15 protein-coding genes are annotated in these 12,420 nt (G+C 54.2%); 6 read left to right on the top strand and 9 right to left on the bottom strand.

From position 1 onward, the window contains the following. Positions 1-12: 12 nt before the first annotated feature. Together pstC and pstS are read right to left on the bottom strand one after the other, a co-directional pair. Entirely contained in the window at positions 13-1,005 is a 993-nt protein-coding gene (pstC, locus tag RMS95_RS13955; protein ID WP_310646848.1) for a phosphate ABC transporter permease subunit PstC, read from the bottom strand. Between the two features lie 99 nt (positions 1,006-1,104). Then, the gene (gene pstS, locus RMS95_RS13960; RefSeq protein WP_310646803.1) at positions 1,105-2,136 is read right to left on the bottom strand and encodes a phosphate ABC transporter substrate-binding protein PstS; all 1,032 of its coding nucleotides are present in this window, start codon (positions 2,134-2,136) and stop codon (positions 1,105-1,107) included. Positions 2,137-2,263: 127 nt separating this feature from the next. Here pstS and RMS95_RS13965 point away from each other — a divergent pair, with 127 nt between their 5' ends. Genes RMS95_RS13965 through arsC form a run of 5 tightly spaced genes read left to right on the top strand, consistent with a single transcriptional unit; the run spans position 2,264 to position 5,211 of the window. Next, complete coding sequence (locus RMS95_RS13965; protein ID WP_310646804.1) at positions 2,264-2,602, top strand: helix-turn-helix domain-containing protein; 339 nt, start codon at positions 2,264-2,266, stop codon at positions 2,600-2,602. 18 nt (positions 2,603-2,620) lie between these two features. Further along, on the top strand, positions 2,621-3,151 hold the full coding sequence (locus RMS95_RS13970; protein WP_310646805.1) for a DUF6428 family protein: 531 nt from the start codon (positions 2,621-2,623) through the stop codon (positions 3,149-3,151). Positions 3,152-3,202: 51 nt separating this feature from the next. Continuing rightward, positions 3,203-3,715, top strand: a complete 513-nt coding sequence (locus RMS95_RS13975) for an arsenate reductase ArsC (RefSeq protein WP_310646806.1) — start codon at positions 3,203-3,205, stop codon at positions 3,713-3,715. After that, the gene (gene arsB / locus RMS95_RS13980; RefSeq protein WP_310646807.1) at positions 3,712-4,731 is read left to right on the top strand and encodes an ACR3 family arsenite efflux transporter; all 1,020 of its coding nucleotides are present in this window, start codon (positions 3,712-3,714) and stop codon (positions 4,729-4,731) included. Before RMS95_RS13975 ends, arsB begins: the two co-directional genes overlap by 4 nt. Positions 4,732-4,773: 42 nt before the next feature. After that, positions 4,774-5,211, top strand: coding sequence for an arsenate reductase (glutaredoxin) (gene arsC, locus RMS95_RS13985; RefSeq protein ID WP_310646808.1), 438 nt, complete (start codon positions 4,774-4,776; stop codon positions 5,209-5,211). Here the strand turns inward: arsC and RMS95_RS13990 are convergent. From RMS95_RS13990 to RMS95_RS14010, 5 genes are all read right to left on the bottom strand, one after another. Beyond that, positions 5,191-5,925 (bottom strand): hypothetical protein, encoded by a 735-nt coding sequence (locus tag RMS95_RS13990; RefSeq protein ID WP_310646809.1) that lies wholly within the window; start codon positions 5,923-5,925, stop codon positions 5,191-5,193. The genes arsC and RMS95_RS13990 overlap by 21 nt on opposite strands. Positions 5,926-5,943: 18 nt before the next feature. Continuing rightward, positions 5,944-7,275, bottom strand: a complete 1,332-nt coding sequence (gene glmM / locus RMS95_RS13995; protein ID WP_310646810.1) for a phosphoglucosamine mutase — start codon at positions 7,273-7,275, stop codon at positions 5,944-5,946. Positions 7,276-7,350: 75 nt separating this feature from the next. After that, entirely contained in the window at positions 7,351-8,172 is an 822-nt protein-coding gene (gene folP, locus RMS95_RS14000; protein WP_310646811.1) for a dihydropteroate synthase, read from the bottom strand. 69 nt (positions 8,173-8,241) lie between these two features. After that, a complete protein-coding gene (ftsH, locus tag RMS95_RS14005) occupies positions 8,242-10,158 on the bottom strand; it encodes an ATP-dependent zinc metalloprotease FtsH (protein ID WP_310646812.1) in 1,917 nt (638 codons plus the stop codon). A gap of 106 nt (positions 10,159-10,264) precedes the next feature. Further along, entirely contained in the window at positions 10,265-10,939 is a 675-nt protein-coding gene (locus RMS95_RS14010) for an RlmE family RNA methyltransferase (protein ID WP_310646813.1), read from the bottom strand. A gap of 34 nt (positions 10,940-10,973) precedes the next feature. On the opposite strand from RMS95_RS14010, the gene RMS95_RS14015 reads away from it, so the two are divergent. Beyond that, on the top strand, positions 10,974-11,450 hold the full coding sequence (locus RMS95_RS14015) for a YhbY family RNA-binding protein (RefSeq protein WP_310646814.1): 477 nt from the start codon (positions 10,974-10,976) through the stop codon (positions 11,448-11,450). A gap of 52 nt (positions 11,451-11,502) precedes the next feature. Here RMS95_RS14015 and RMS95_RS14020 read toward each other — a convergent pair whose 3' ends face one another. Then, entirely contained in the window at positions 11,503-11,916 is a 414-nt protein-coding gene (locus tag RMS95_RS14020; protein ID WP_310646815.1) for a DUF4149 domain-containing protein, read from the bottom strand. A gap of 10 nt (positions 11,917-11,926) precedes the next feature. Continuing rightward, entirely contained in the window at positions 11,927-12,403 is a 477-nt protein-coding gene (greA, locus tag RMS95_RS14025; protein WP_310646816.1) for a transcription elongation factor GreA, read from the bottom strand. Between the last annotated feature and the right edge of the window lie 17 nt (positions 12,404-12,420).

Genomic DNA, 12,420 nt, shown 5'->3' on the forward strand with positions numbered 1-12,420 from the left:
GGGAAACCTTTTTTAATTACCTTTGGCTTTTTCAGCGCGCATGATCATGACTTTGGCCATGGCCAGCACCACAAACGTGATGACAAACAACAAGAAGCCCAGCGCGAACAAGGTGGAGAAATGCAGTGCTTCGGCTTCGCCAAACTCATTGGCCAAGACAGAGGCAATGGAGGTGCCAGGAGAAAACAATGAGGTGGGCATGCGGTTGGCATTACCAATCACAAAGGTCACGGCCATGGTCTCGCCCAAAGCGCGGCCCAGCCCGAGCATGATGCCGCCAATGACGCCCTTTTGGGTATACGGCAACACCACTTTGCGCACCACTTCCCACGTTGTGCAACCCAAGCCGTAGGCTGATTCACGCAAGATGGGTGGCGTGATTTGAAACACGTCGCGCATCACAGCAGCAACAAACGGCAGCACCATGAAGGCCAACACAATGCCGGCCGCCAAGATACCCATGCCGTTGGTCGCGCCCCCAAACAAAAAGCCCACCAAAGGCATGCCGCCCAAGACTTTTTGCAAAGGCAGCTGCACGTAATCTGCAAACAACGGTGCGAACACAAACAGACCGAACATGCCGTAAATGATGGAAGGTACGGCCGCCAGCAACTCAATCGCGGTGCCCAAAGGACGACGCAACCAAACAGGACAGGTTTCTGTCAAAAAGACGGCCACGCCAAAGGCCAAGGGAACGGCCAACAGCAAGGCAATGCTTGCACTGGCGAGCGTGCCCACAATGGCAATGGCAGCGCCAAAATCTTGGTTGATGATGTCCCACTCGACATGCCACAGAAAGTTAAACCCAAAGGTCTGGAACGTGGGCCAAGCATTCACAAACAATGACACGATGATGCCCAGCAGTGCCACCAACACCAGCAACGAGAACGCCTGCGTGACGCGGTGAAAGAAAAAATCTTGTAAGCGCTGTTTTTTCGCAATCGCCACCATGTCCTGATTGACCAGTGGATTGGGCGACGCTTGCGACGCATGGTTGGAATGCATGACAGACTCTAGGCTCATGGCAACTTTCTGCTTTTCTTAAAAATCGAAATCCGTCGACGCTGCGCCCAGCGATCGACGGAAATCGCGGAGAACCCAAATTTACTTTTGGATTTGTGTCCAGACCTTGGCACGAATTTGTGTTGTCAATACGTCTGGTAATGGCACGTAATCCAAATCTTGGGCCATTTTTTTACCGTTTAAAAAGGCCCAATCAAAAAACTTGATGGCTTCAGCAGCGGCCGCTTTGTCAGCGGGTTGCTTGTACATCAAGATGAACGAGGCTGTGCTGATGGGCCAGCTGGTAGCGCCTTTGGCGTTGACCATGGACACACCCATACCAGGCACGCTGAACCAATCAGCACCTGCGGCGGCGGCGGCAAACGTCAAGTCATCGGGGCTGACGTATTTGCCATCGGCGTTTTGCAACTGCAAAAAGGTCATGTTGTTCTTTTTAACGTACGCATATTCCACGTAACCCAAGGCACCTTTGACGCGGTTCACGTTAGCAGCGACGCCTTCGTTGCCCTTACCGCCAACCGATGTAGGAGCGGGCCACTTGACCGCTGCGCCCTTGCCCACTTTTTCGGCCCAATCTTTGCTAACCACGTTCAAGTAATCCGTGAAGTTAAAGGTCGTGCCTGAACCATCGGCGCGATGCACCACGGTGATGGTTTGATCGGGCAGCTTCTTACCGGGATTCAACGCGGCGATTTTGGGGTCGTTCCAGTTGGCAATCTTGCCCAAGAACATATCTGCCAATACGGGGCCGCTCAAACGCAACTCCCCGGGCTTAAAGCCTTCCAAATTGGCGACAGGCACAGTGCCGCCAATGATGGCGGGGAATTGCACCAAACCTTCTTTGTCCAAGTCTTCACCGGACATAGGCGCGTCGGTTGCACCGAAAGTCACGGTCTTGGCTTTGATTTGGCGAATACCACCCGACGAGCCGATGGATTGGTAATTCAAACCATTGCCTGTTGCCGCCTTGTAGCCTTCAGCCCACTTGGCGTACATAGGAAATGGGAAGGTCGCCCCCGCACCCGTGATGTCTGCCGCGAAGGCGGAGCCCATCGCCAATGTCGCCATAGCAGCTGCAGCCACAGATTTGATGAAAGTTCGTTTGGAGCTCATATGATTCCTTGCGTTGGTTAAAACTAACGTTACTTTAGCGATTGATTGTGACGAAATCGTGACAAATGTGTGATTTAAAACAGGTAGCTTGAGCCGTTTATTTCAATAATTCAAGTATTATTGAAGTATGGACAAACAACTCTCTGAAACTCAAGCTGTCGAAGCACTCGGTGCGTTGGCTCAAGTGCAACGCTTGCGCGCGTTTCGCGCCTTGGTGATGGCAGGCACAGAAGGCCTCACGCCCAGCGCCTTGGCAATGCAACTTGACATAGCGCCTAGCGGTTTGTCATTTCACCTGAAAGCCCTGAACCATGCAGGTCTTGTCAGCGTGGAGTCCAGTGGTCGCAACCTGATTTATCGCGCAGCATTCACGCGCATGAACGAACTGCTCACCTACCTCACCCAAGACTGCTGCCAAGGTCAATCTTGTGCGGTGGTGCCTGAGACGGCCAAAGCCTGTTGTTAATTTTTGAAAGGAAACGCCATGAACGTCGAACAATTTTTGAGTTTGCTTGAAGCGCACCCGCATCAAAGCCTGCGCATTGTGTTGCCCAACGGAGAGGCGGTAGCGCCTCACTTTCACATCACTGAAGTAGGCCATGTGATCAAAAACTTCATGGACTGCGGCGGTACACGGCGCTCGACCGAGAGCTGTCTGCTGCAAACTTGGGTATTTGTAGACCTGCAACACCGCCTTGAAACAATCAAGCTAGCCCATGTTTTGCGCATCGCAGGCGATGTCTTGCCGTCCTTAGATTTACCCGTAGAAATCGAACACGAAGCGGGCGTGCTGTCGCAATACCCCGTGATCTCTGGCAGCAGCGATGGCCAAACCTTGACGCTGACCACCGGTCTCAAGCACACCGCATGTTTGGCCATGGACCTGTGCTGTGCGCCTGCAACAGACGCTGCAAATGCGATTGCATCAACGATCGCAGCGTCTGCAACACCCCCATCTGAAAAACCAAACATCAAAGCGGGTGCATGTTGCTCGCCCAAAAGTGGCTGCTGTTGAAGCTGCCAGACGTTTAAACCAACGCCCCTTCCACCCCATCCAACTCGCAACATGAACTCCTTAAACGTTCTCTTTTTGTGCACGCACAACTCCGCACGCAGCATCTTGGCTGAAGCCTTGCTCAATCACATGGGCCACGGCGCCAGTGGCACACATTTCCAAGCCTTTTCAGCGGGCAGCAGTCCGCGTGAAAACCAGCAACCCAACCCACTGGGCTTAGAGGTGCTGCAGTCGGCTGGCATTGCCACCGAGGGTTTGCGCAGCAAAAGTTGGGATGAGTTTGCCAAACCAGACGCCCCGCACATGGACTTGGTCATCACTGTTTGCGACAACGCCGCAGGCGAGGTCTGCCCATACTGGCCTGGTCAACCTGCCACAGCGCATTGGGGCTATGCCGATCCGTCAACGGTGGCAGGTACGGATGCGGATCGCTTAGAAGCGTTCAAGCAGACCCTGCACATGATTCGCCGTCGACTTCAAATATTGGTGGACCTGCCAGCAGACAAATTGCAAAAAACCATGCTCCAACACACAGCGCATCAACTCAGCGAGGACAACGTATGAATTTTTTTGAACGCTACCTCACCGCTTGGGTGGCTTTGTGCATCGTCGTGGGCATCGCATTGGGACAATGGATGCCTGAGGTATTTCAAGCCATTGGCCAATGGGAGGTGGCCCAAGTCAACTTACCCGTGGGCGTGCTGATTTGGGTCATGATCATTCCGATGTTGGTCAAAGTCGACTTCAAGGCATTGCATGAAGTACGCCAGCACATCAAGGGCATTGGCGTGACGTTGTTTGTCAACTGGCTGGTCAAACCCTTTTCAATGGCGGTGCTGGGTTGGTTTTTCATTCGCTATCTTTTTGCACCTTGGTTACCCGCAGATCAACTTGACAGCTATATCGCAGGCCTGATCTTGCTGGCAGCAGCGCCTTGCACCGCCATGGTGTTTGTGTGGAGCCGACTCACCAACGGTCATCCCCTGTTCACCCTCTCGCAAGTCGCGTTGAATGACGCCATCATGGTGGTCGCCTTTGCGCCACTGGTTGCATTTTTGCTGGGCTTGTCTGCAATCACCGTACCTTGGGACACCTTGCTGACCTCAGTGGGCCTCTACATCATCATCCCCGTGGTCTTGGCACAACTCTGGCGCAAAGCTTTATTGGCCCGTGGCGAAGCACAGTTTGAAAAGACCATGGCCATGATTGGGCCCTGGTCCATTACCGCCTTGTTGGCGACCTTGGTGTTGCTGTTTGCCTTTCAAGGTCAAGCCATCTTGAAGCAACCATTGGTCATTGCCTTGCTGGCCGTGCCCATCTTGATCCAAGTGTTGTTCAACTCTGGTTTGGCTTATTTGCTGAATCGTGGATTGGGTGAGTCACACAACGTCGCAGGCCCTTCAGCCTTGATCGGGGCCTCCAATTTCTTTGAATTGGCTGTGGCTGCGGCCATCAGCTTGTTTGGCTTTGAATCAGGGGCGGCCTTAGCGACTGTGGCCGGTGTGTTAATTGAAGTCCCTGTGATGCTGCTGGTGGTGCAAGTGGTCAACCGCAGCAAACAGTGGTACGAACGCGCGTGAGTCACACCCACATCTATTTATTTTTTTCTTTAAAAAGAACCCATGTCATCTATCACGATTTATCACCACCCCAAGTGCGGCACATCTCGCAACACGCTCGCATTGATCCGGAACAGCGGTGAAGAACCCAAGGTCATTCTCTACCTTGAAACGCCCCCCACGCGAGAAGAATTGAAAGCGCTGATCGCAGCGATGGGACTGCCTGTGCGCGACATGATGCGCCGCAAAGAAGCGCTCTATGGCGAGCTGGATTTGGACAACGCCAGCTTGAGCGATGAGGCACTGATTGACCAAATGCTGGCACACCCCATTTTGATCAACCGTCCCATCGTGGTGACCCCGTTGGGGACACGCTTGTGTCGTCCATCAGAAGCGGTGCTCGACATCTTGCCCCAAGCCCAACGCGCGGCCTTCAACAAAGAAGACGGCGAAGCCGTGGTCGACGCACAAGGCCAGCGCTTAAAACCGAGTGCCGACTGACACGCGCCACATGGTTTGTGGCGTGAAGTTGATGATGGGGTCGTAAGCCACGCGGGTGAAGAACTGCGGCCAGTCGTAAGTCACACTCAGGCCTGTGCGGCGTGTGAACTGATCGTTGACCAAGCCACTCTTGAACAGCACATCCAACGTCAAACGCTGCCCGTTGGACAATCCTGTTCGGTAAAGCGCATGCACATGTTGTTGATCTGGGTTTTCACGGTTGTCGCGAACCACCTGAAATGACAACGACTGAATCGAGGACCAACGGTAGCCCGCCGAAGCCATCCAAGCGTCATTGGGGTCGAAGTTGAGGTTGGTATAAGGACGCAGATTCGTGCGGCCTAAACCGACACCAGCAAACCAAGTCTCACCCGTTTCAAGCGACAGACTGCCGCCCCAAAAACCACTGGACGCGGCTTGCACAGAAGGCATCACGCGCCACGCAGCAGCTTGATAGGTGGTGTCCCAGCCAACGCGCGGTTGCGACACGTCTTGCTCAGGAGAGCGATACCAAGCCACCCATAGATCACCCTTGTCTGTGGCTCGCCGAAGATTCACATCCAAGCCATGGCTGGGCGAGCCCACACCCGTCAAGGCATACACGCCCGTGGTGAGTTTGTAACTGACCACGTCGTCTTGTGCTTGGGCAAAGAGAGGACTCAGGCTCAAACCAAAGGCAGCCAACGCCAAACGTATGCGGCCAGAACGCACCATAGAAAGGGGTGTACGTGCTTATGCGGACAAGGTGTCCGCAATACGACGTGCACAGGCATTGGCTTGCGCCTCGTCACGCGCCTCGACCATCACACGCACCAAGGGTTCGGTGCCACTCGCACGAATCAGCACACGCCCTGTATCGCCCAACTCAGCCTCGGCTTTTTGGGTTTCATCTTGCAAACGGGTGTTCGCCTTCCAGTCTTGCCCAGGGCGTAAACGCACGTTGATCAAGGTCTGGGGGAACAACGTGACATCCTTCAGCAAGTCGGCCATGGTGCGGCCGCTGCGCACGCAGGTTTGCAAAATTTGCAAGGCGCTGATCAAACCGTCGCCGGTGGTGTGTTTGTCCAAGGCCAACAGATGACCAGAACCCTCGCCCCCCAAAATCCAACCGTGTTTGGCCAACTCTTCCAACACATAGCGGTCACCAACCTTGGCACGTACGAATTGAACACCACGCTTTTTCAACGCAACTTCAACCGCCATGTTGGTCATGAGCGTACCCACCACACCTGGTACGACCTCGTCTTTGGCCAGACGGTCATCGGCCATCAAATACAGCAATTCATCGCCATTGAACAAACGGCCTTGCGCATCGACCATTTGCAAACGGTCGGCATCGCCATCCAACGCCACGCCAAAGTCCGCGTGGTTGGCCTTGACAGAGCGCACCAAGGCGTCTGGATGCGTAGCTCCCACCTCGTGGTTGATGTTGACACCATCGGGGTTACAACCAATCGCAATCACCTCGGCACCTAACTCGTGAAAGACTTTGGGTGCGATGTGATACGCCGCGCCATGCGCAGCATCCACCACGATCTTCAAGCCTTTGAGCGTCAGGTCGTTGGAAAACGTGCTTTTGCAAAACTCAATGTAGCGACCCGCAGCGTCATCCAAACGACGGGTTTTGCCCAAGTTCGCCGAATCGACCCAAACTGGCGGTTCTTCAAGTGCCGCCTCAACAGCCAGCTCCCAAGCGTCATCTAACTTCGTGCCTTTGGCACTGAAAAACTTGATGCCGTTGTCTGCAAATGGGTTGTGACTGGCGCTGATGACCACACCCAAACTTGCCCGCTGTGCACGCGTGAGGTAAGCCACCCCTGGCGTTGGCAAAGGGCCAAGCAACACCACGTTCACGCCCGCCGAGTTAAAGCCCGACTCCAGCGCGGACTCCAGCATGTAACCCGAAATGCGCGTGTCTTTGCCGATCAAGACCGTCGGATGCTCTTCGGTGCGTTTGAGCACGCGACCGACCGCATGCGCCAACCGCAACACAAAATCGGGGGTAATAGGGGGTTGCCCCACCGTTCCACGAATGCCGTCGGTGCCAAAGTATTTACGTGTCATGTCTGTTTATTCTTCGTGAATTGATGAAATATTGTCGCAAACAAATGCGCTTGTTAGCTCATGCTGCACCGTGAATTAGCCAACACACAGTCGAGCCGCTTGCCACACGTTCAACGCTTGAACCGTTTGCGCCACATCATGCACCCGAACGATACGTGCACCTCGCTCGACCGCCAGCAAAGCAGCTGCCACACTGGGCACCAAACGCTCCCCCATTTCGCAGCCCGTCACCGCACCCAGCGACGATTTTCGAGACCAGCCGACCAACAATGGGTATCCCAGCGCCATCAGCTCCGCCTGAGCCGACAACAGCTCAAAGTTTTGAGCCACCGTTTTACCGAACCCAACCCCTGGATCCAGCGCGATGCGCGTGGCTACCACGCCTTGTGACTGCAGATTGCGGGCACAGTCACTTAAAAATTGAGAGACAGCGCCAATCACCGAGCCGTTCATGGGCAAGGTTTGCATGGTCTGAGGCTCGCCATGCATGTGCATCACGCAGACACCACAACTGGGGTGCGCCGCAACAATAGCGGCAGCCCCAGGCTGACGCAAGGCCCAAATGTCGTTGACGATGTCTGCCCCCGCATCCAATACGGCCTGCATCACCTGAGGTTTGTAGGTATCGACGGACACAGGCACATTCAAGCTAACCGCTTCACGCACCACGGGCAAGACGCGAGCCAGCTCGTCTTCCAGCGAGACAGGTTGAGCACCGGGTCGCGTGGACTCACCACCAATGTCCAACATGTGGGCGCCATCTTTGAGCAACTGCTCGCAGTGCGCCAACGGTGCATAACGCCCACCATCGGAAAAAGAATCAGGCGTGACGTTGACGATGCCCATGACTTGGGGCTGGGTCAGGTCAATGCGAAAACGTGAAGTTTGCCAAAACATAGAAAAGTCCATGAAAAACGGGGCTTTCGCCCCGTCATTGTGTGTGTCCGTGTTCGCCTAATTAGCAGCTCAAGCAGCCGAAGGAGACGGTTCTGTCTGCACAGCGGGTGTGCCGCCGCTGCCATCACCCGAAGGTGGCTTGCTGCGGGGTGCCCAATCTTTGGGTGGACGTGGCTCGCGGCCCGCCATGATGTCGTCCAACTGCTCAGTGTCAATGGTTTCCCACTCCAACAAAGCTTTGGCCATGGCGTGCATCTTGTCGGCATTTTCTTCGATCAAGCGACGCGCCAAGGTGTACTGCGTGTCAATGATGCTGCGTACTTCCATGTCCACCTTTTGCATGGTGGCTTCCGACATATTGGTGGTTTTGGTCACAGAGCGTCCCAAAAACACTTCGCCTTCGTTTTCAGCATAGACCATGGGGCCTAAAGCTTGGGTCATACCGTAGCGCATCACCATGTCACGGGCGATGGAGGTCGCACGTTCGAAGTCATTGCTAGCACCGGTGGTCATTTGGTTCATGAACACTTCTTCGGCAATACGACCACCAAACAACATGCTGATTTGGTTCAACATGAATTCTTTGTCGTAGCTGTAGCGGTCTTGTGCAGGCAAGCTCATGGTCACGCCTAAGGCACGGCCACGCGGGATGATCGTCACTTTGTGGACGGGGTCGCACTTGGGCAACAGCTTGCCAATCAAAGCGTGACCCGACTCGTGATAAGCCGTATTGCGACGTTCCTCTTCGGGCATGACCATGCTCTTGCGCTCAGGGCCCATCAAGATTTTGTCTTTGGCTTTTTCGAAGTCGACCATCTCCACCACGCGCGCATTGCGGCGTGCGGCCATCAAAGCAGCTTCGTTGCACAAGTTGGCCAAATCAGCACCGCTCATGCCGGGTGTGCCACGGGCGATGATGCTGGCATTCACGTCTTGGCCAATTGGCACTTTGCGCATGTGCACGTTCAAGATTTGTTCGCGACCGCGGATGTCTGGCAAAGTCACGTAGACCTGACGGTCAAAGCGGCCGGGGCGCAACAAAGCGGCATCCAAAATGTCAGGGCGGTTGGTCGCAGCGACCACAATCACGCCGAGGTTGGTCTCAAAACCATCCATCTCAACCAGCATTTGGTTCAGTGTTTGTTCGCGTTCGTCGTTACCACCGCCCAAGCCTGCACCACGTTGACGACCCACTGCATCGATTTCATCAATGAAGATGATGCAAGGTGCATTTTTCTTGGCGTTTTCAAACATGTCGCGAACACGGGCTGCGCCCACACCCACAAACATTTCGACGAAGTCAGAACCTGAAATACTAAAGAACGGCACTTTGGCTTCGCCAGCGATGCCCTTGGCCAACAAGGTTTTACCTGTGCCGGGAGGGCCGACCAACAACAAACCACGTGGAATACGGCCACCCAGTTTTTGGAATTTTTGAGGGTCTTTCAAGAAATCAACCACTTCTTTGACTTCTTCTTTGGCCTCATCGCAACCCGCCACATCGGCAAATGTCACGGTGTTGTTGTTCTCGTCGAGCATGCGCGCTTTGCTTTTGCCAAAGCTAAACGCCCCACCTTTACCGCCGCCTTGCATTTGACGCATGAAGTACACCCACACACCAATCAAGAGCAGCATGGGGCCCCAGCTGACCAATAAGGTCATCAAGAGTGAGCCTTCTTCGCGGGGCTTGACGTCAAACTTCACGCCGTTGGCGATCAAATCACCGACCAAGCCGCGATCTAAGTAGGTGGCAGTGGTGCGCAGTTTGCGCTCGTCGTTGGTCACGGCCACGATTTCTGTGCCGCCCGCACCCTCTTGGATGGTGGCAGTTTTGATGCGCTTGGCACGAACTTCTTCTAAGAAGTCCGAGTAGCCCACATAGCCATTGCCTGCGCCAGGACGTGTTTCAAATTGCTTGAACACGGTGAACAGCACCAAGGCGATCACCAACCAAACTGCGACTTTTGAGAACCATTGATTGTTCAATGTGGGCTCCGAAATAAAAAGAGATACAAGACGTATCAGTTGGGCTAGATTTTAGGCTTTTCAAGCGCTGATAAATATTTACCTGCACGATTCAGCCCTGCAAGGCTCAAGGATTAGCAAGATTGCGGTGCTTGAGGCCCATACCAATCAAAAAGGTTTCACTCGACTTGTCACGGCTTGACTTGGGCTTGAACGGTTTGACCACTTTGAACGTGTCTTTGAAAAGCTGGGTCAATTGGCTGTAACCACTGCCATGAAAAAGCTTCACCACCAAGGCGCCGTCATCTTTGAGATGTTTTTGAGCAAATTCAACCGCCAACTCCACCAGATGGGCAATGCGCATGGCATCTGATGATTCAATGCCAGACAAATTGGGCGCCATGTCTGAGACCACCACGTCAACAATGCGACCCTTTAACGCGGCCTCAAGCTGCGCCAAGACCTCAGTCTCTCGGAAATCGCCCTGTAAAAAGGTGACATCTTCAATGGGCTCCATGTGCAGGATGTCCAAACCTATGATGGTGCCGTTGAGCGTGCCAGAGGCAGCCCCGTCAGGGGACATGCGGCGACGCAAGTACTGACTCCAAGCACCAGGGGCGCATCCCAAATCGACCACCACGTTGCCGGGCTTGATCAGACTCAGTTGCTCGTCAATTTCTTTGAGCTTGTATGCAGCACGGGCACGAAAACCCTCCTTCTGCGCCAATTTGACATAAGGGTCGTTCACATGGTCGTTTAACCACGACTTGTTGACCTTTTTGCTTTTAGTTTTAGCTTTCAATTCATACCCTTAAGCGAGCGGGGATAATACCCCCATGTCTGCAATACAACTCACACCTGCTCAACGCAAAATTCACCGTGCCGAAGCGCACCATCTCGACCCCGTCGTGATGATCGGCAACGATGGTTTAACGCCCGCTGTTATCAAAGAAGCCGAGATGGCACTCAATGCCCACGGCCTCATCAAAATTCGCGTGCTCGGCGATGACCGCCCTGCCCGCGAAGCCATGTTCCTCGCTTTGGCAGACCAACTGAATGCTGCGCCAATTCAACACATCGGCAAGCTTTTTGTCTTGTGGCGCCCCAAATCAGACAAAGTTCGCGACGACGCCGACGAAGACCGCATGGCAGGCCCGCGCGACGTGAAAGTACTGAAGTACAGCAAACGCGGCGGACAACGCCCCGAAGTCAAAACACTTCGCGTTCTGGGCAACCAACGCTTAACCTCTGGTGGCCAAGTGAAGCGTGCGAAACCTAAGAAAATATCTGTCAAAAAACGCACCTTGGGTTAACCCACTTTCGCGATCTTGACCTGCGGGGGCATCCACACGGATGCCCTCTTTTTTATGTGCCGATGATTTGTGCTTTAGACACGCTCAACTGCCACAAAACCTTTGCCGCACACGCGCATTGCGCCAAATAAAACGCAGAGCCCAAGTTATGCCACAGCATCAGATTTTCTCGCGCGACGATGTGTGGCGCCACGGCTAACTCAAGCAGCAAGGCCAACAAAATGCCACCCACAACCCAAACTGAAGGCGTGTAAGGTTCGTCTCTCGCGTCACGTCTGGCCGCTAAAAGCAACACCAGACCACACGCCACAGACAGCCAACTTTGCGCGGTGAAGAGCTTGGCGGCCATGCGTCCCGCGATGGCGGGTGTTTCCAAATGCACAAAAAGGAGCGGCACCACAAGGAAGCCGATCACCATCAAACTGCCCCACCACAGCGCTGCGAAAAAGACTTGCAAGCGCGCCACGGGTTACCGATCAGATATACGAAACCGTGACGATCTCGTAGTGCTTGACACCACCTGGCGCCTGCACTTCAGCCACATCACCCTCTTCTTTGCCAATCAAAGCTCGCGCGATAGGACTGCTGATGTTGACCAAGCCGAGTTTCAAATCGGCCTCGTCTTCACCCACGATTTGATATGTCACCTTGTCACCGGAATCTTCATCTTCCAGCGACACGGTCGCACCAAACACCACACGTCCGCCCGCATCCAGTTCGGAGGGATCAATGATCTGAGCCACCGACAGCTTGCCTTCGATTTCTTGAATGCGGCCTTCGATGAAGCCTTGGCGGTCTTTGGCTGCATCGTATTCAGCGTTCTCGCTCAAGTCACCTTGCGCACGCGCCTCGGCGATGGCATTGATCACCGCGGGACGCTCAACCGTTTTGAGTTTGTGCAACTCGTCTTTGAGCTTCTCTGAACCGCGTTTGGTAATAGGAATAGTGGCCATGGTCTTTTCTAATCTGG

The sequence above is a fragment of the Limnohabitans sp. genome (assembly GCF_031539175.1).
Lineage (GTDB): Bacteria > Pseudomonadota > Gammaproteobacteria > Burkholderiales > Burkholderiaceae_C > Limnohabitans.